12 protein-coding genes are annotated in these 17,480 nt (G+C 63.2%); all 12 read right to left on the bottom strand.

Annotated features, from left to right (window positions below; translation table 11 throughout):
* Position 1: 1 nt before the first annotated feature.
* Positions 2 to 2,743 carry a molybdopterin-dependent oxidoreductase gene (locus tag GO707_RS06915; RefSeq protein WP_114540017.1) on the bottom strand — a complete coding sequence of 914 codons (2,742 nt, stop codon included), beginning with the start codon at positions 2,741 to 2,743 and terminating at the stop codon, positions 2 to 4.
* Between the two features lie 286 nt (positions 2,744 to 3,029).
* Complete coding sequence (locus tag GO707_RS06910) at positions 3,030 to 3,890, bottom strand: slipin family protein (RefSeq protein WP_114540053.1); 861 nt, start codon at positions 3,888 to 3,890, stop codon at positions 3,030 to 3,032.
* A gap of 94 nt (positions 3,891 to 3,984) precedes the next feature.
* On the bottom strand, positions 3,985 to 4,425 hold the full coding sequence (locus tag GO707_RS06905; RefSeq protein ID WP_232325683.1) for a GntR family transcriptional regulator: 441 nt from the start codon (positions 4,423 to 4,425) through the stop codon (positions 3,985 to 3,987).
* Between the two features lie 100 nt (positions 4,426 to 4,525).
* A complete protein-coding gene (gene nrfD / locus GO707_RS06900; RefSeq protein ID WP_114540016.1) occupies positions 4,526 to 5,476 on the bottom strand; it encodes an NrfD/PsrC family molybdoenzyme membrane anchor subunit in 951 nt (316 codons plus the stop codon).
* A gap of 46 nt (positions 5,477 to 5,522) precedes the next feature.
* Complete coding sequence (rnr, locus tag GO707_RS06895) at positions 5,523 to 7,523, bottom strand: ribonuclease R (RefSeq protein WP_114540015.1); 2,001 nt, start codon at positions 7,521 to 7,523, stop codon at positions 5,523 to 5,525.
* Positions 7,524 to 7,580: 57 nt separating this feature from the next.
* Positions 7,581 to 8,894 (bottom strand): S41 family peptidase, encoded by a 1,314-nt coding sequence (locus GO707_RS06890; protein ID WP_114540014.1) that lies wholly within the window; start codon positions 8,892 to 8,894, stop codon positions 7,581 to 7,583.
* Between the two features lie 103 nt (positions 8,895 to 8,997).
* On the bottom strand, positions 8,998 to 9,912 hold the full coding sequence (ftsX, locus tag GO707_RS06885; RefSeq protein ID WP_022740139.1) for a permease-like cell division protein FtsX: 915 nt from the start codon (positions 9,910 to 9,912) through the stop codon (positions 8,998 to 9,000).
* A complete protein-coding gene (gene ftsE, locus GO707_RS06880) occupies positions 9,905 to 10,783 on the bottom strand; it encodes a cell division ATP-binding protein FtsE (protein WP_442877734.1) in 879 nt (292 codons plus the stop codon). Before ftsE ends, ftsX begins: the two co-directional genes overlap by 8 nt.
* A 43-nt stretch (positions 10,784 to 10,826) precedes the next feature.
* Positions 10,827 to 11,804 carry a transketolase family protein gene (locus tag GO707_RS06875; protein WP_114540013.1) on the bottom strand — a complete coding sequence of 326 codons (978 nt, stop codon included), beginning with the start codon at positions 11,802 to 11,804 and terminating at the stop codon, positions 10,827 to 10,829.
* A 10-nt stretch (positions 11,805 to 11,814) separates the two neighbouring features.
* Positions 11,815 to 12,648: a transketolase gene (locus GO707_RS06870; RefSeq protein ID WP_114540012.1), complete on the bottom strand. Its 834-nt coding sequence runs from the start codon at positions 12,646 to 12,648 to the stop codon at positions 11,815 to 11,817.
* A gap of 23 nt (positions 12,649 to 12,671) precedes the next feature.
* Positions 12,672 to 13,772: a peptide chain release factor 2 gene (gene prfB / locus GO707_RS06865; RefSeq protein ID WP_114540011.1), complete on the bottom strand. Its 1,101-nt coding sequence runs from the start codon at positions 13,770 to 13,772 to the stop codon at positions 12,672 to 12,674.
* A gap of 197 nt (positions 13,773 to 13,969) precedes the next feature.
* The gene (gene secA, locus GO707_RS06860) at positions 13,970 to 16,801 is read right to left on the bottom strand and encodes a preprotein translocase subunit SecA (protein ID WP_114540010.1); all 2,832 of its coding nucleotides are present in this window, start codon (positions 16,799 to 16,801) and stop codon (positions 13,970 to 13,972) included.
* Between the last annotated feature and the right edge of the window lie 679 nt (positions 16,802 to 17,480).

The raw sequence follows: 17,480 nt of genomic DNA, 5'->3' as shown, positions 1-17,480 counted from the left end.
CCTAGGAAATCTTCTCAACTTTGACGCGAACCGTCTGATCGAGCGCCGAGCAAATGTAGTCAAAACGCTTGGGATCATGGCCTGGCGCGAGGTGGGCGATAGGCGTTCCCTTGCCCTTGCTGCTCGGAATAAACTCCGAATGGGAGCCCCATGATCCGCAGATGACGGCCATGCATTCGGGATGGATCTTCTCCGAAGTCATGAGGATGCCCTCAACGGAGGAATCGTGCTGGCTGACGAGACGAATCTTATCGCCATCGGCAAGCCCCTTTTCCGAAGCCACGGCAGCGTTCATTTCCACAGCGTAAGCGTAAGGGTTGGACTCGTTAACCTCGTTGATATAGGGATTGCCGAGGCCCCACGAGTCGACATTGATGGAATCGGTGTAGTAAATGGGGAACAAGGTGAAATCGGGATCGGTCACCTCCCATTCCGTGCAAGGCTTCCAATCCGGGAACGGCTGATAGTCATCAGTTTCCCAATAGATACCGAGCTCCTCAACGGTCTTTTCAACCTTCTCCTTCGCTTCAAACATGAAATCCCAGTACAACGGAACTTTACCGGGCGCATTGTTAGCCCAAATGTACACCTCATCAACGTCGCGCGGATGCGTGTAGACGCCATGCTCTTTAAACCACTCGAAGTCATGCTCCTCGTCGACGAGGCTCTTGGCAACGGAATTCGCGAACGCCTCGAGGTCGAAAGGCTGATCCATGGGAACAGAGTATTCATCCTTAACCCGGTACACCATGTTCATAAGCCCAACGTAATTCGCGGTCATGCCCCTGCGGTCGGCAAGATCGCCCATTATCTCGAAAATGGACTTCACGCCGTCCTTCGGCTCGACAACCGGCTGCATGATCGGATATGCCCACGGCACATCCAAGCCGCAGATCACCCGGTGGTTGAAGAACATGTGAGGCAAAGGATCGATTCGCTCGAGATAGTTCGCCTCAGGAAGGAACACATCATACAAGTAGGAGGATTCGTTGAGGAACAGGTCGACGCCCACGATGAAATCGAGATTCTTCAGCATTTCGATCTGCTCGTCATGGTTGCCCCACCATTTGATGGGATTGCAGCCGTAAACAAGCGCGGCCTTGATAGGCTGAGTGCCGTACAAATCGGGATCGCACTGGGCCAGGTTGAAGAAATGCGCGTCCTCTCCGAGCGGCTGGAGGGCGAGCATACTCATATCGGTCGGCTTGTACTCCTCAATCGGCTTGCGCACGCGCTCGTAGTACGAGCCGGGATAGGCCATGAGCAGCGAAACGTCGTTCATGAAGCCGTCTTCCTCCCAAATTGAGGGACGGAACTGAACAACGTTCTCAGGGTCATCGGTAATGCCGTTGCAGGCGGGATCGAATCCGATAAGGCCTCCCACCGAGTTCGCGGCACCCACGATAACATTCAGCATGATGACAGACCAGCAGGCATGGTAAGCATGTTTGTGCCGCGTCAGACCGGAGAACAGATCGACGCAAACAGGGCGGTAAGGCATCGTCACCCCGCCGACCTCGATGGTCTCGCCGATATGGGCAGCCTCGCCAAACTCTTTGGCGATCTGACGAATAGTAGCGGCGGGAACCGTAGTGATCTCTTCTTGATATTCAGGTGTATAGCGCGAAATATGGGCCTTGTAAAGGGTAAACGCCGTTGTGCAAGCAGCGCCATCAACCTCAAACGTGCCTTCCAGCACTGGCTGCACGCACTCGTCGTAGGGCTTGGCAGTGTTGTCGGACGCATCCATGTAGAGCGCCTTGTTCGACTCGGGATGACGCAAGATGCGCTGCGTCTCATCGCTGACGAGAGCCGGGCCGTTCGTGCGGTTCGTTAGATACTCGGCATCGAAGATCCCCAGCTCGTTCACGAGGACGTTCGCCATTGCCAGCGCAGCAGCGGCGTCGGTGCTGGGACGTATCGGCACCCAAAGGTCAGCGGCTTCGGCGCCCGCCGACATATGAGGATCGAAGTTGACGAGACGCATCCCCTCCGCGCGACGCTTGGAGAAAAGCTCGGCCGTCATATTGAAGCCGTGACGCGTGGCAACGCCAGCATTGGTGCCGAACTGAATGAGGTAGTTGCAATACTCGTAATCGGGCTTCGCGTTGCCCGCCCCCGTATAGATGTAGCTTACCTGGTGAACGCCGGTGCCGCACAAATCGGCAATGGCATTAGCCGGCTCATAGGCGCCGTAGAGCGCACCGAGCGCCATGCCCTTGACCAAGCTGCCCGTTTGGCTAGCGACCATGGACATGCTCCCAAGAGCTCCGGGATATTCCGCAACTGCCTTCGAGAACGCCTCATCGACAAGATCGTACGCTTCGTCCCAGCTGATCTCGACCCAGCCCGGATCGATGTCGATCCCCTTTTCGGGATTCGTGCGCTTCATGGGTTTGGTGATACGGTTCGGATCGTACTGCTGCATGATGCCTGCGGCACCTTTTCCACAAATGTGGCCATAGCCGATAGGGCTATCCGGATTGCCCGTCAACTCCACGATCACGCCATCGATAACATGCGCCTTGATCGAGCAGTTGTTGAAGCACATGTTGCAAGTGGTGGGAATCCATTCGCCCGCGTTCGGATCGTAAGCCGTCTTCTCCGGCGAGGTGATCGCCAGATCGGTTCCCTCCTTCTCTGCCGTACCCGACGAGCAACCCACCAGTCCAGCGGTGAGAGCCGCAGCGCCGGCTCCTGCCACGAACCCTCGGCGACTGACGTTCAAGTCGTTCTCGCTCATGGTGTACCTCCCTCTAAACTAAAGGGATTCCCCTGCCCTCTGCAGAGGACATTCCCCTGGCATCCTCAAATGCCTATTGTCAGGGTACACTACTCAACTATGACAATCAATAACTTTGATTATCCTATTTAGGATATAATGGAACCCCTTTTGAGAAGATACGCGGTCTCACTGCTCAATGCTGAGAACTATGGTGCGCTTTTATTGCAAATCGAACACCATGGAGGATACATCCGCTCGCAATTTCGGCACTAACGGAACTGGATCGGCACCGGATAGCCGTGGGCTACTTCAAGAAACCATCAATATTGTTAAAAGCCTCACCGAAGGCGCTCGGAGCGATAACAAGGCCGCCCTTTTCTTTCACAGACTCATAAATGAGGTTCATCGTACGCAACTGAAGTGCCTTATCGTTGCGCTCGTAAACCGCTGCCGCCTCTACAAACATCTCAGAGATGTCCTTTTCCACCTCGGCGAGAAGCAGACGCGAGTTACGCTCTCGCTCAGCTTGGGCCTCTTTGGACAAAGCGTCCTGCAACTCTGACGGCACAGCGATATCGCGAATCTCCACCGAGACAACCGTGATGCCCCACGCACGCGTTTTCTCTTCGAGGATCGCTTTTATCTCATTGTCCAATTGCTCGCGGCGCGTCGCCACCTCGGCGAGATTGATGCGACCCACCGCATCGCGCAGGGCGGTTTGAGCAGCCCACCATACCGCCGATGAATAGTCTTCCACCTCCACGCAGGCGTCTTTGGGATCCCAAACCATCCAGAACAACACCGCATCGATGCCGAGCGGCACAAGGTCGGCCGTCACAGCCTCCTCAGCCGAGAACGGCGTGGTGATAATGCGCTGGTCAACTCGCGCAGCCACTGATTCGACAACAGGAGCAACCACATATAATCCTGGTCCATCGATGCGATTGAACTTCCCTAGGCGCAGAACCACGACACGCTCCCACTGCGGAGCGATGCGAACGGTACTCGAGGCCACCAGACCCACTGCTACGCCGCCCAAAAGGGCCACGGGCAGCGATGCGTTCCACACAAGGAACGCGAACAGACCGCCGGAAGTCAAGAAGAGCGCTATAGCGAACAGGTAAACGCTGTTACGCGACGTCTTTTTCGCCGTCGGCGCCGCCATAGACCCCGTCAATGCCTTAACGCGCGCAGGAGCCTGCTCGGCCTCTCGCGCCTGCTTCGCCTTACTTCTCACCCTTCTCCCCCTTGAACTGGTGCTAGGCTACTCCACCGAGCAGAATGAGCTGCTCGGACACAAGATCATGGATATCCTCCGCCGACATCCCTGCCGTGAGCGCCTGCTGGACAAAATCAACGGCGAGCGCTTCCACGTCGCCATCAACAACCGAAAGATGAGCGTTCTTGAGGTCGGAGACGTATGTTCCGCGGCCACGTTGGGTGTAGATGTAGCCATCGCGCTCAAGATCCTGGTACACCTTGTTCACAGTATTGTAATTGACTCCCAGCTGCACTGATAGCTCTCGAACCGATGGCAGTCTCTCACCTCGCTCGAACTTGCCTGACGATATCAAGTACACCAACCGCTTGCGAATTTGAATCCAGATAGGGACGACGCTCTTCTCGTTAATGCGAAAGTCGCTAATAGGATCGGCTTTCGCCTGTGCTGATATATTCGATGCTGTCTCCGCCATGTTCATGGTATCGTCCTTCTCTAAGTGATTGCGTCATAGTATCACAGAGGACGACGACAGCAAAGCACCCTCTCAGCTTCTATAGCACCGAAGAGGAAGCCACCCGTTAGCTCCAGAAGCCCAGCGCGCTCATGAAGACAAGATTAAATCTTTCGGTAGCCATGAGCAGCGCCATTCGAAGGCACAAACCTCCCACCAACGCACAAGTACTCCCTAGCACCACAGCCACCGGCGCGGGCAGACGGCGACAGACAGCATCAACGGAGAAAGGCGCAACAAGCCCCATCATCACTACTCCAGCCCAAAACAGCGGTGCTATGCTCCCGCTCATTAGCGACTGGGCCGAGGTGCCCGCTGGCCCATCCGAGGCAAAGCAGCTGGCAAGAAAACCCGCTAAAACAAGCGCTTCGACGATGACGAAGACCATATCGAGCGGCAGCAGCGCATTGGTAGCCAGCTGCATGCCAGGCGAAGCCAAGCGGAAAAACGCCGTCACTATGAGCGCCGCGAGCCCGCACGCCAACGCTGAAGCCACGAAAAGCACGGGAACCCATCCTGTGTGAAGAAAGGGGAGCGAAGGATACATGGCGAGAAAGATGCCAGAATACACCACCACGAACAATGCCATTCCCATGGCCACCAAACTGCAGGCAAACTCGCACACACGCAGAACAACCTTCCCTGGAGCAAGCTCGTATTCATAGCCATCCCCTTCGCCGTCAGCAAGTGACCCCAGGACCAATGCGAGCGTCGCCATCACGCAAAATACCAGAATAGCCCACGCACCCATGGAAAGAAGACTGGAGGTCGAAGCAAGAAAGAGGTGAAACACCCGATCGGGCACACCCAAGTCGAGAAAAAGAAAAAGCGCGCTCACCGCCACAAGCACCGGACCGAGGATCAAACCGGCATCGGTAACAGCGCTCACACGCGCAAACCATCCTCCCGCTGCACGAGGACGAAAGCGCAGAACCATATCGACGACGGCACCGATAAGAAACGCGCCGGCCCCCGTGCCAGCGAGAAACAGATACAGCGCGATGTAAATGCTTACCATACTCGATTTCCCTTCCCCCTCGCAGCTCCCTCAACAACCCCATCCCTCAGCGTCTTCCGGCCAGCACGAACTCCAGGGAGGCGGTGGTCGCGTCAGCGCTCTTCAGCGTGACGGCGACGCGCTGGCCCAGCCGGTAGACCTTCCCCGACTCGTCGCCCACAAGCGTGTAGCGCACCGGGTCGAAGACGAAGTACTCGTCGCCCAAGGCCCGCACGGGAAGGACGCCCTCGGCCGTGCAATCGAGGCGCACGTAGAGCCCCCAGGCCGCCACGCCGGAGATCACGGCCGAGAAGGACTGGCCCACGAATGCGGCCAGGTACTCGACCATCTTCAGCTCCTGGGACTCGCGGGCCGCCGCCTCGGCCACCCGTTCCATGGCCGAGGAGTGCTCGGCGATCCAGGGAAGTGCCGCCACCTCCTGGTCGAATTTCTCCGGACGGCGCGTGAGCGCGGCGCGCAGCATACGGTGCACCACCAAATCGGGGTAGCGGCGGATGGGGCTCGTGAAATGACAGTACGCCTCGCTGGCAAGCCCGTAATGGCCCTGGTTCTCGGGCCGGTAGTCGGCCCTTTTCATGGCCCGCAGCAGAAGCGAGCTGACAAGCTCCCCCTCGCTGCGGGGCGCGCTTGCCGTCAAAATCTCCTGGATGACCTTCGGATCCCCCGCCACCAGCCGCGCCTCCATGGGCTTTTCGAACCAATCGAACTCCTGGAACACGGGAATGAGCGAGCCCAAGGCATCGGAGGCCGGAGGTTCGTGGACGCGGTACAGGCAGGGAAAGCCGCGCCGCTCCAGGTAGCCGGCCACGGTCTCGTTGGCCAGGATCATGGCCTCCTCCACCAGGCGCGTGGCGTCGGTCTTGCGGCGCAGCGCGATGTCGGTCGGCCGTCCCTCCGCATCGAGGATCACCTTGGCCTCGGTCGTGGCGAAGTCGATGCCGCCGGCCCGGGCGCGGGCCGCCTCCCGGGCGCGGGCGAGCCGCGAGCATTCCACGAGCCGCCAGGCAATATCGCCCCCGGCGGCGATGGCGGCCTTGTAGTCGACGAGGATGTCGTCGGCCTCGCCGTAGGAAAGGCGCGCGTCCGAGCGGATGAGGGCCGGGTACAGCGAGAAGCGCACGAGCTCTCCCTCATCGTTCAGGAACAGGTCGGCCGTCATGGAACGCCGCTCGGCGCCGGGCGCGAGCGAGCACAGCTCGTCGGAAAGAGCCGGGGGCAGCATGGGGATGACGCGGTCGGCCAGATACACGCTCGTGGCGCGCCGACGCGCGTCCAAATCGACCGAGGAGCCCCAGGGCACGTAGTGGCTCACGTCGGCGATGTGCACGCCGAGCCGCCACAGCCCCTCCCCTTCCAGATAATCCAAGGACAGCGCATCGTCGAAATCTTTGGCGTCGGCCGGATCGATGGTGAAGGTGAAGCGGTCGCGCAAGTCGCGGTAGCCGGCGGCCAGGGCCCCCTCCGCATCCAAGGTCGCCGCGGCCGCGTCAGCCAGAGCCCCCTCCGAGAACACCGTCTCCAGCTTGTGGCGGCCGACGATGAGGTCGATGCCGGCCCCCGGCGCGTCGGAGGTATCGGCGAGCACCTCTTCCACAAAGCCCGTTGCGGCGCTGCGGCGCGTCGGGAACTGGGCGATGCGCACGCGCACGAGCGCCCCGTCGGGCACCTCGGGCGACTCGGCGCGCATGGTGAACACGTCGTAGGGAATGCGCGGATCGGCGGGGACCACCACCCCGAAGGGCTCGGCCACCTCGTAGCGCCCCACCAGCGTGTCGTGGGCCCGGTCGACGACCGAGAGCACCCGGGCGGCGGGACGACCTGTCATATCCCCGTCGTCATCCGCGACTCGCCGCCCCTTCGATGCCCCGGCCCGCAGAGGCGCGATTTCCACCAGATCGCCGTCGAAGGCGCCGGCGAGGCCCGAGGCGGGGATGAAGTACTCCCCCTCGGCCGTCTGCACGAAACCGAAGCCGCCGGCGCTCACGGTGAGAACGCCCCGGGGATTCGCCTTGGGGCGGCGGCGCGTGTGCTTCCTGTTGCGGCTCACCCTATCTCCCTTCCCTTACGAGACGCGAAGGCGCCCGTGCACGTTGCGCGGCCGATCCTAGGCCGCCGGAATGAGCGAGCGGGCGATGTCGATGCCGGTGGCCAGCTGGGAGTCCGCTCCATCCTCCCCCTCGCCGTTTACCACCCCCACCTGGGGCACGATACCCACGTTGTCGATGGGCTCGCCCTGGGGCGTGAGGTAGTAGGCAGCGGTGTAGCGCACAGCCCCGCCGAAGTCCAGCTCGCGCACCACCTGCACCGAGCCCTTGCCCATGCTCGTCTCCCCCACCACGTCGGCCCGCTCGTTGTCCTGCAGCGACGCGGCGAGCACCTCGGCGGCGGCGGCCGTGTAGCGGTTCACCACCACGACAAGCGGCACGTCCTTGTACGGCGCGTCGCCCGCGGCCGATTTGGTGGTGGCCGGCCCATCGTTGCCCTGAATCTGCACGAGGACGCCGGAGTTCACGAACAGGCTCGCGATATCGACGGCCTGGGTGAGGTATCCGCCGGCGTTGTCCCGCAGATCGAGCACGATGGCCCCGGCCCCCTGCTCGATGAGCGATTTCGTCGCCTGGTCCACCAGCTCCGCGGCGTTGCTCGAGATCTGGCGCACCTTCACGACGCCCACGCCGTCGGAAAGCGCGGTGGTGAGGTTCGCCTCCTCGTAGACCTTGCAAGTGAGCGTCGTGGTGAACTGCTCGCCGGTCTGGGCGTCCAGGCTCGCCGGGCGCATCCAGGTCACCGACACCGTCGCGCCCTCGTCTTTGGCCAGCGCGTTCACCACCTCGGTCATCGACCAGGCCGATACGTCCTCGCTGTCGATGGAGGTGAGGAAGTCGCCCTGCTGCACGCCTTTGGCCTCGGCCTCGGAGCCCTCGAAGACATCCGACACGTAGGCGCGCCCGTTGTAGTCGGCGAACACCACGCCGATGCCGGCGTAGCTGCGCTCGGTGGTCTCCTTGATGTAGGTGTTGTACAGATCGGGGTTGTAGTAGGTGGCGTAGGGGTCGCCCGTGGACTTCATCAAGTCGTCGAGCATGGAATAGGTGGCCGCCGTAAGGTCGATCTCGTCCATGGAGTACGTGGAGAGGATGTCCTCCACATCGCCCACCCGGGCCGAGACGGACTCGAAGGTGTTGTTGGCCGCCGCAGCCGCAAGCGCCTCCCGCTCGCCATCGGAAACCGGGATGCCCCAACTCGCCACCAGCTCGGTCTGGCTGCGCAGGGCGAAGCCCCCGACGAAGGAGACGGCGACGAGGATGACCGCGAGGAACACGCGGAGCAGACCGTGGCTCGTCGCCTGATCGACCCGCCGCTCGCTGCGGGCCCGGGGGTTGGGGGTGAGATGCCGCCCGTTGCGTTCTTTGGCCATGGCCGCTCCTTGCACGTGACTCCGTCAATCTGAAAAGCGCGACCCCCTCGGCTCATCAGTGCCGCGGGGGTCGCGCCGACGTTCCAAACCTTTAAGGAAGATTCTACACCTTCAGGTACCGCCTCATGGCGAAAGCGGAGCCGAGAAGGCCGATTACGAGACCGGCTACCACCAGCACGATGTAGATCATGATGTAGGTGTTGCCCGAGACGTCCAGCGAGAGGAAGGACAGGGCGCTTTGCAGCTTGGGGATGCCGTACATGCGCAGCACCTGCAGGACGCCCACGGCCAGAAGCGAGCCGATAAGGGCGTGCAGGGCGCCCTCCATGAGGAAGGGCCCGCGGATGAACCCGTTGGAGGCGCCCACCAGGCGCATGATGGCGATCTCCTTGCGCCGGGCCATGATGGCCAGGCGGATAGTGTTGTTGATGAACACGAGCGCGATGAACACGAGCAGCAGCACCAGGGCCACGCCCAAATAGCGCACGTACTTGGTCACCGAGAACAGGCGATCCACCGTCTTCTGGCCGTACTTCAGCGAATCGGCCGGGTTGTCGGGCTCGTCGCAGATGGAGCGGAACGTCTCGTCGGCCTCGATGGCGGCGGCGATCTCGTCGACCTTCTGCGGGTCGGCGAGGCTCACGTCGATGGAGGCGGGCAGCGGGTTCGTTCCGTCCAGCTGCTCGATGATCTCGGGGTTGGTGGTCATGGAGTTGCTGAAGTTCTCCAGCGCCTGCTCCTTGGTGGTGAAGCCGACGCTTTCCACGCCGTCCATGCCCTGGATCATCGCGGTGACAGCGTCGATGGACTCCTGCGGCGCATCGTCGGCCACGTAGGCGGTGATGGAGACCTCGTCCTCGATGGAGGACACGAGGCGCTCCACAATGGTGCCGCCCACGAGGAACACCCCGATGATGAGCAGCGACAGGAAGATGGTGATGATGGAGCCGAGCGTCGTGGAGAGGTTGCGCGCGAAGCCCTGGAGCGACTCCTTGAAGAAGTAGAAGAGACTAGACATCGAAGCCGTACACCCCCCGGTCCTGGTCGCGAGTGAGATGCCCGCGGTCGAGCGCGATGACGCGACGGCGCATGTTGTCGACCATCTCGCGGTCGTGAGTGGCCACGAGCACCGTGGTGCCCGTGCGATTGATGCGCTCGAGCAGATCCATAATGCCGCGGGAGGTCTGCGGATCCAGATTTCCCGTGGGCTCGTCGCAGATGAGCAGAGGCGGCCGGTTCACGATGGCGCGCGCGATGGAGACGCGCTGCTGCTGGCCGCCGGAAAGCTGATCGGGATAGCTGTTCAGCTTGTCGGAGAGGCCCACGAGGCGCAGCACCTCCGGCACTTGCGTCTTGATGACGTGCCGGCTCTTGCCGATAACCTCCAGGGCGAAGGCGACGTTCTCGAAGACCGTCTTGTTCGGCAGGAGCTTGAAGTCCTGGAACACGCAGCCGATGTTGCGCCGCAGGTAGGGCACGCGCCAGTTGCGCATGGTGGTCAGATCCTCGTCAGCCACGTAGATCTTGCCCGAGGTGGGCTTGATCTCGCGGGTGAGCAGGCGAATGAAGGTGGATTTGCCGGATCCGGAGTGGCCCACGAGGAAGATGAACTCGCCGGCGAAGATCTGCAGGGTCACATCGCTTAAGGCGGGCTTCTTCGGCTGGGCCGGGTAGGTCTTGGTCACATGATCGAAGGTGATGACCGGCGCGCCCATGGGGGCGGCCATCTCGTCCACTTCGAGCATAGGCAAAGCCTGGGACAGCTGGGAGGTCATCGACGCCTTCTGGGCGTGGCCGGGCTGGGGCGCCGCCGCGCGGGCGCGCGGGTTGTTGCCCTGGGCCGGCGCGCCGGCATGACCAGGAATTCCCTGGTTCCGTTCGTTCGTCACAGCTTGCTCCGTTCAGGTTGTTCGTTACTGAGACTGAAGTATTTTAGCAAAGGCCCGCGCGCTCACGAACCTTTTTCACAGCTTCAACAATGGCCGTAGCGTCAATGTTGAAATAGCCGAGCAGTTCCTCGAACTCGCCGGACTTGCCGAAACGGTCGCGCACGGCCACGCATTCCACGCACACGGGGTCGGCGCCGGCCAGAAGCTCGCAGACCGCCGAGCCCAAGCCTCCGATGACGGAATGCTCCTCGGCCGTCACGACGCAACGGGTCTTCGCCACCGATTCGAGGATGGTCGCCCCATCGAGCGGCTTCACCGAGAACGCGTCGATGACCTCGGCGGAGATGCCCGCATCGGCCAGCGCGTCGGCGGCGGCGAGCGCCTCGCGGATCTCCACGCCGTTGGCCACGATGGTGACATCGCTCCCCTCGCGCAGCACGTAGGCGCGACCGAGTTCCAGCTCCACCTCGTCGTCGTAGACGCAGGGCACGGCGGCGCGGCCCATGCGCACGTAGACGGGGCCCGGCGTGGCGGCGGCGAGGCGCAGGGCGGCGCGGGCGGCGGCGTAGTCGGCGGGCACGAGCACGCGCATGCCGGGAAGACCGCGCATGAGGGAGACGTCCTCGAGCATCTGGTGCGAGCCGCCGTCGGGGCCCACGGAGATGCCCGCATGGGTGGGGGCGATCTTCACGTTCAGGTTCGAGTAGCACACGGTGTTGCGGATCTGGTCGTAGGCGCGCCCGGTGCCGAACACGGCAAACGAGCCCGTGAACGCGATGTTGCCGGCCAGCGAGAGGCCCGCGGCCACGTCGATCATGTTCTGCTCGGCGATGCCGCAGTTGAACAGGCGCCCGGCGTATCCCGCGTCGGCGAGCTTCTTGGTGGTGGTCGAGCCGGTCAGGTCGGCATCTACCGCCACGACGGGCACGCCCTCGGCGGCGAGCTCTGCGAGCGTGGCGCCGTACGCGGCGCGCGTGGCCTTCTTCTGGGCAGCGGTCTCGGCGTTTGCGAGTTTCACCATGGCGGGCCTCCTATTCCGCGTCGGCGGACAGCTCCGCCAGAGCCTTCTCAAGTTCCTCGGGCTTCGGCGCCTTGCCGTGCCAGCCGGCCTGATTTTCCATGAAGGAGACGCCCTTGCCCTTCACCGTGCGAGCGATCACGCACACCGGACGGGCCGTATCGGCCGCCTCGGCCTTGATACGGCCGAAAAGCTCGATGAGCGCGGGAATGTCGTGGCCACATACCCGCTGCACATCCCAGCCGAAGGCGGCGAACTTCTCGCCCAAATCCCCCGGATCGCACACGTCGTGGATGCAGCCGTCGATCTGCAGCTCGTTGTTGTCGATGATGGCCACGAGGCGCCCGAGCTTCTGATGGGCGGCGAACATGGCCGCCTCCCACACCTGACCCTCCTCGCACTCGCCATCGCCGAGCACCGTGAAGACGAGGCCGTCCTCGCCGGTCAGGCGCAGGCCGGCCGCAAGGCCCGCGGCCACGGAAAGTCCCTGGCCGAGCGAGCCAGTGGACACCTCCACGCCGGGCAGCAGGTTGGAATCGGGATGCCCCTGCAGGCGCGTGCCGAGCTTGCGCAGGGTGTGCAGCTCGTCGATCGGGAAGAAGCCGGCGTGGGCCAGCGTCGCATAGAGCGCCGGCGCCGCATGCCCCTTGGCCAGGATGAACCGGTCGCGGCCGGGCTTGTGCGGGTCGGCCGGGTTGTAGTCCATGACGCCGCCGAAGTACAGCGCCGTGAGGATATCGGTGCAGGAGAGCGACCCGCCCGGGTGCCCGCTGCCCGCTTCCGTGATCATGGTCAGAATATCCTTGCGAATGTCGGTGGCCTTCGCCTGCAAGGCGGCAGTATCCATAAGCTTCCCTTTCCCGTTCGCTGCTAGGAGTTGGCTACTCTCCACGTATGATACCCGATGACGAAAGGTTCCAGGGCGCCGGAAAGGACGGCGTCCACATTTCCCGTCTCAACGCCGCTTCGGAGATCCTTCACGAGCTGGTATGGGAAGAGCACGTAGTTGCGAATCTGGCTGCCGAAGGAGTTGTCCCGCCGCTCGCCGCGCAGCTCGTCCAGCTCTTCAGCCCGCTTGCGCTCCTCCAGCTCGTAGAGCTTGGCACGCAGCACGCGGAAGGCGGCCTCCTTGTTCTGCAGCTGGCTCTTCTCGTTCTGACAGGTCACCACGATGCCCGTGGGCTCGTGGGTAAGGCGCACGGCCGAGTCGGTGGTGTTCACGCACTGGCCGCCGGGGCCGCTGGAGCGGTACACGTCCACCCGCACGTCGGCGGGGTTTAAGTCCACCTCGATGTCGTCGGCGATGACCGGCAGCACCTCCACCGAGGCGAAGGTGGTCTGGCGACGCTTCTTGGCGTCGGTGGGGCTGATGCGCACGAGGCGGTGGATGCCGATCTCGCTGCGCAGCATGCCGTAGGCGTAGCGGCCCTCGATCTGGATGGTGGCCCGATCGAGCCCTATGCCCTCGCCGGGCACCAGATCGAGCACCGTCACCTTCCAGCCCTTGTCCTCGGCGTAGTGGACGTACATCTGGTAGAGCATACGGGTCCAGTCCTGGGCCTCAAGGCCGCCCTGGCCGGGGTTCACCGTGAGGATGGCATCGCCCTCGTCGAACTCGCCGGAGAACCAGGACTCGATCTCCAGCTGGTCGAGCAGCGCCGCAAGCTCGGCGGCAGTGCGCTCGGCCTCTTCGGCGAAGGCCGCATCGTCGCCGGCCAGCTCGCACGCCGCCGACGCATCATCGAGAAGCCCGCAGGCACGCTCGTAGTCCTCGATGGTGGCGCGGAGCCCCGCCGCCTTCTTCGAGACCGCCTGGGCGGCCGCCGCGTCGTTCCAAAAGTCCGGACGGGCCGTCTGCTCGTCCAGCGCGGCCAGCTCGTCGCGACGCTCCTCGATGCGCAAGAACGAGAAGGCGTCGGACACCCGTCCCTGTGCCTTCTCGATCTCCTTCTGAATGTCTCTCAGTTCCATGCCTTGATCTAAATCTCCTTGAAACTCACCGGGGGCGGGCTGCGGGGTACCGCTCAGTCGCTCAGACAGTCCTCGCTGGTATCGAAGGCGTCAAGGCTACTACTCCCCCTCGCTTACCGTCTTCGATACCATCTGCGGAACTCGCTTGGTGAGCGGCACCCCGCATCCCGCTTCGCTCAACCATAGTTGAGTGTGCATCAAAGGTTCTGGCCGTGGCACTTCTTGAACTTCTTGCCGGAGCCGCAGGGGCACGGGTCGTTACGGCCCACGTTGGCGTAGGGGTCTTCCTTGTCCTTGACGTAGGTCTGGGGCTTGCCGGCCGCGGGGCGCGTGGGCGCGGCGGGAACGCCGGAGGCGGCGCGGGCCGCGGCGGCGTGGCGACCGCGGATGCTCGACTCCTCCAGAGCCTGCTCCGGCGCCGAGTAGCTCATCTTGCGGGCCAGCGGGTCCTCCTGCTCCGCCAGGGCCGCCGGTGCCGGACGGCCGGCGCCGGCCGGAGCGCCCTCCGGGGCGGGCTTCGCGGCGATCTCCAAGCGCAACAGCGTGCGCAGGTAGTCGTCGTACATCGAGCTCGTCAGGTTCTGGAAGGCGTTGTAGGCCTCGTTCTTGTATTCCACGAGCGGATCGCGCTGACCGAAGGCCCGCAGGCCGATACCGGTCTTCAGGTAGTCCATCTCCTGCAGATGCGCCATCCAGCGCGTGTCGATGATGCGCAGCATCACCTGGGCGGAGAGGTTCTCCATGAGGTCGTGGCCCAACTGCTCGCTCTTCTGCTCGTAAATCCAGGTGAGGAAGTCGTTCAAAGCCTCGGCGACGTTTTCCGCCTCGTCCTCGTGATCGACCTTCGCCACGGAGAAATCGTTGCAGCCGGTCATGTTCGCGGCCCACAAATCGATGGCGCGCACATCCCAGTCGTCGCTGGCGGAATTCCCGGGACAGCACTCCCCCACGATGGCGTCCACGGCGTCGCGGATGATGCCGGGAATGCGCTCGGTCATGGACTTGCCGTCCAGGATGGCGTTGCGCTCCTCGTAGATGGCCTTGCGCTGGAGGTTCATGACGTCGTCGTATTCCAGCACGTTCTTACGGGCGGCGAAGTGCATGGACTCCACCTGGCGCTGGGCGCTCTCGATGGACTTCGACACCATGCCGGCCTGGATGGGCATGTCGTCCTCTTGGTTGGTCTTCTCCATCATGTGCGCGATGGAGTCCATCTTCGAGCCGCCGAACAGACGCATGAGGTCGTCTTCCAGCGAGAGGTAGAACTGGGTCACGCCCGGGTCGCCCTGACGGCCGGAACGGCCGCGCAGCTGGTTGTCGATGCGGCGGGACTCGTGGCGCTCGGTGCCGATGACGCAGAGTCCCCCGGCGGCGAGCACCTGCTCCTGCTCCGCGTCGCAGATCTCGCGGGCGCGGGTGAGGGCGTCGGCGCGGTCGGCGGCCGATGGGATGGGACCGCGCGCCTCCTCGTCGCCCTCTTGGGCGTCCACGTCGAACCCGCGCTCGCGCAACAGGTCCTCGGCGAGCATGTCCGGTTCGCCGCCCAGACGGATGTCGGTACCGCGGCCGGCCATGTTGGTGGCGATGGTGACGGCGCCGAGGCGCCCGGCCTGGGCCACGATATGGGCCTCGCGCTCGTGGTGCTTGGCGTTCAGCGTCTCGTGCTTGATGCCGCGCTTGTCGAGCAGCCGCGAGAGCTTCTCGGAGTTCTCGATGGACACGGTGCCGATCAGGCACGGCTGGCCCTTCGCGTGGCGCGCGGCGATGTCGTCGGCCACGGCGTTGAACTTGCCGTCGATGGTGCGGTACACCAGATCGTTCTCGTCGACGCGGATGACCGGCCTATTGGGGGGAATGGCCATGACCGGCAGCTTGTAGATCTGGCGGAACTCCGCGTCCTCGGTCATGGCGGTACCGGTCATGCCGGAGAGCTTGTCGTAGAGGCGGAAGTAGTTCTGCAGCGTGATGGTGGCCAGCGTCTGGTTCTCCTCGCGCACGAGCACGTGCTCTTTGGCCTCGAGCGCCTGGTGCAGACCCTCGGAGTAGCGGCGGCCCTCCATGATGCGGCCGGTGAACTCGTCGACGATCTTCACCTCGCCGTCCATGACGACGTAGTCGACATCGCGGTGGAAGAGGAACTGGGCCTTCAGCGCCTGCTGCAGGTGGTTCGCCAGCTGGCCGGACGGGTCGGCGTAGATGTTCTCGATGCCGAGCATGACCTCGATCTTCTCAAGGCCGCTCTCCGTGGCGTTGATGGTGCGCTTGGCCTCGTCCATGTCGAAGTCGACGCCCTCTTTGAGGCCGGGCATGACCCGGGCGAACTTCTTGTAAGTGTCGGCGGCCTGGGTGCCGGCGCCGGAGATGATGAGCGGGGTGCGGGCCTCGTCGATCAGGATGGAGTCCACCTCGTCGACGATGGCGAAGTGGTGCCCGCGCTGCACCCGCGAGCTGCCGCGCGTGACCATGTTGTCGCGCAGGTAGTCGAAGCCGAACTCGGAGTTGGTGCCGTAGGTGACGTCGGCCTCGTAGGCGGGCTTCTTCGCCGTCGGCGGCATGCCGTTCTGGATAAGGCCGGTCTTCATGCCGAGGAAGCGGTAGATCTGGCCCATCCACTCGCAGTCGCGCCGGGCCAGGTAGTCGTTGACGGTCACGATATGCACGTTGTGCCCGGGAATGGCGTTCAAATAGCCGGCCAGAGTGGAGACGAGCGTCTTGCCCTCGCCGGTCTTCATCTCGGCGATCTGCCCCTCGTTTAGGGCCATGCCGCCGATGAGCTGCACGTCGAAATGGCGAAGCCCGATGGTGCGCACGGAAGCCTCGCGCACGGCGGCGAAGGCCTCGGGCAGCAGGTCGTCCAGGCTCTCGCCGGCAGCGTAGCGCTCGCGGAACTCTTGCGTCTTGGCGGCCAGCTCCTCATCGGAAAGCGCCTGGAACTCCGGCTCCAGCGCGTTGATCTTATCGACTTTGGCCTGGTAGCGTTTCAGTTGCTTGCCCTCGCCCATCGTGAGCAGTTTGGAGAGAAATCCCATAGGTTGCGTCTTCTTTCTGTGGTCGGCGAGCGGTCATGGGGTCGGCGATCGCCTCCCTTTTAACAACTCCCGTCGCCTTCATTGGGCGACCGCGCGGGCCGCCTCGGTGCAAATCTGCTCCACTCTACCACAGAGCGCAGGTGGCGCGCCCAATTTCACAGGGTTTGCAAGGCGACGAGACCCCCTTCTGCGCCCTTCTGCGCCCGGTTGCGCCCGGTTGCGCTCTCCCGCACCGTTCTGCGCCCTTCTGCGCCCTTCTGCGCCCTTCTGCGCCCTTCTGCGCCCGGTTGCGCCCGGTTGCGCTCTCCCGCACCGTTCTGCGCCCTTCTGCGCCGTCCAGCGCCGTCGCACCCCGACCCCTTCGCGCTCCTGCACCGTCACACCCCGGCCCTTCGCGTCACTTCTTCAATCGTTGCCACTACTTTTCCCGACGGCATCTCGCTCGAAAGCCCACTCTCATACAGCCTTGCAGTCTTCGCGGAAATCGCTTGAAATCGACCACCGGCCAATCTCTCCTAACCAGATGCTTCTTTTTTCGAGTTGTTAGAGTTTAGGGGGGTGCGGACAGTTACTTGGACAGCGGCCTACGCCGCCAGCCCCAACCGCCTCCTGCGGTTGTCTATCGTATCGTAGACGGTCCTGCCGCCCTCCCGGAAGGCCTTTAGACGGACGGTCGAGT

Source organism: Adlercreutzia rubneri (genome assembly GCF_009755265.1).
GTDB lineage: Bacteria > Actinomycetota > Coriobacteriia > Coriobacteriales > Eggerthellaceae > Adlercreutzia > Adlercreutzia rubneri.
The sequence above is the reverse complement of the archived record's forward strand: the minus strand, read 5'-3'. Positions and strand labels throughout refer to the sequence as shown.

Excerpts from the sequence above, each read along its gene's own strand:
- GO707_RS06870 (WP_114540012.1), bottom strand. The coding sequence starts at position 12,648 with ATGGATACTGCCGCCTTGCAGGCGAAGGCCACCGACATTCGCAAGGAT.
- prfB (WP_114540011.1), bottom strand. The coding sequence starts at position 13,772 with ATGGAACTGAGAGACATTCAGAAGGAGATCGAGAAGGCACAGGGACGG.
- secA (WP_114540010.1), bottom strand. The coding sequence starts at position 16,801 with ATGGGATTTCTCTCCAAACTGCTCACGATGGGCGAGGGCAAGCAACTG.
- GO707_RS06915 (WP_114540017.1), bottom strand. The coding sequence starts at position 2,743 with ATGAGCGAGAACGACTTGAACGTCAGTCGCCGAGGGTTCGTGGCAGGA.
- ftsX (WP_022740139.1), bottom strand. The coding sequence starts at position 9,912 with ATGTCTAGTCTCTTCTACTTCTTCAAGGAGTCGCTCCAGGGCTTCGCG.
- GO707_RS06910 (WP_114540053.1), bottom strand. The coding sequence starts at position 3,890 with ATGGCGGCGCCGACGGCGAAAAAGACGTCGCGTAACAGCGTTTACCTG.
- nrfD (WP_114540016.1), bottom strand. The coding sequence starts at position 5,476 with ATGGTAAGCATTTACATCGCGCTGTATCTGTTTCTCGCTGGCACGGGG.
- GO707_RS06875 (WP_114540013.1), bottom strand. The coding sequence starts at position 11,804 with ATGGTGAAACTCGCAAACGCCGAGACCGCTGCCCAGAAGAAGGCCACG.
- GO707_RS06890 (WP_114540014.1), bottom strand. The coding sequence starts at position 8,894 with ATGGCCAAAGAACGCAACGGGCGGCATCTCACCCCCAACCCCCGGGCC.
- GO707_RS06905 (WP_232325683.1), bottom strand. The coding sequence starts at position 4,425 with ATGAACATGGCGGAGACAGCATCGAATATATCAGCACAGGCGAAAGCC.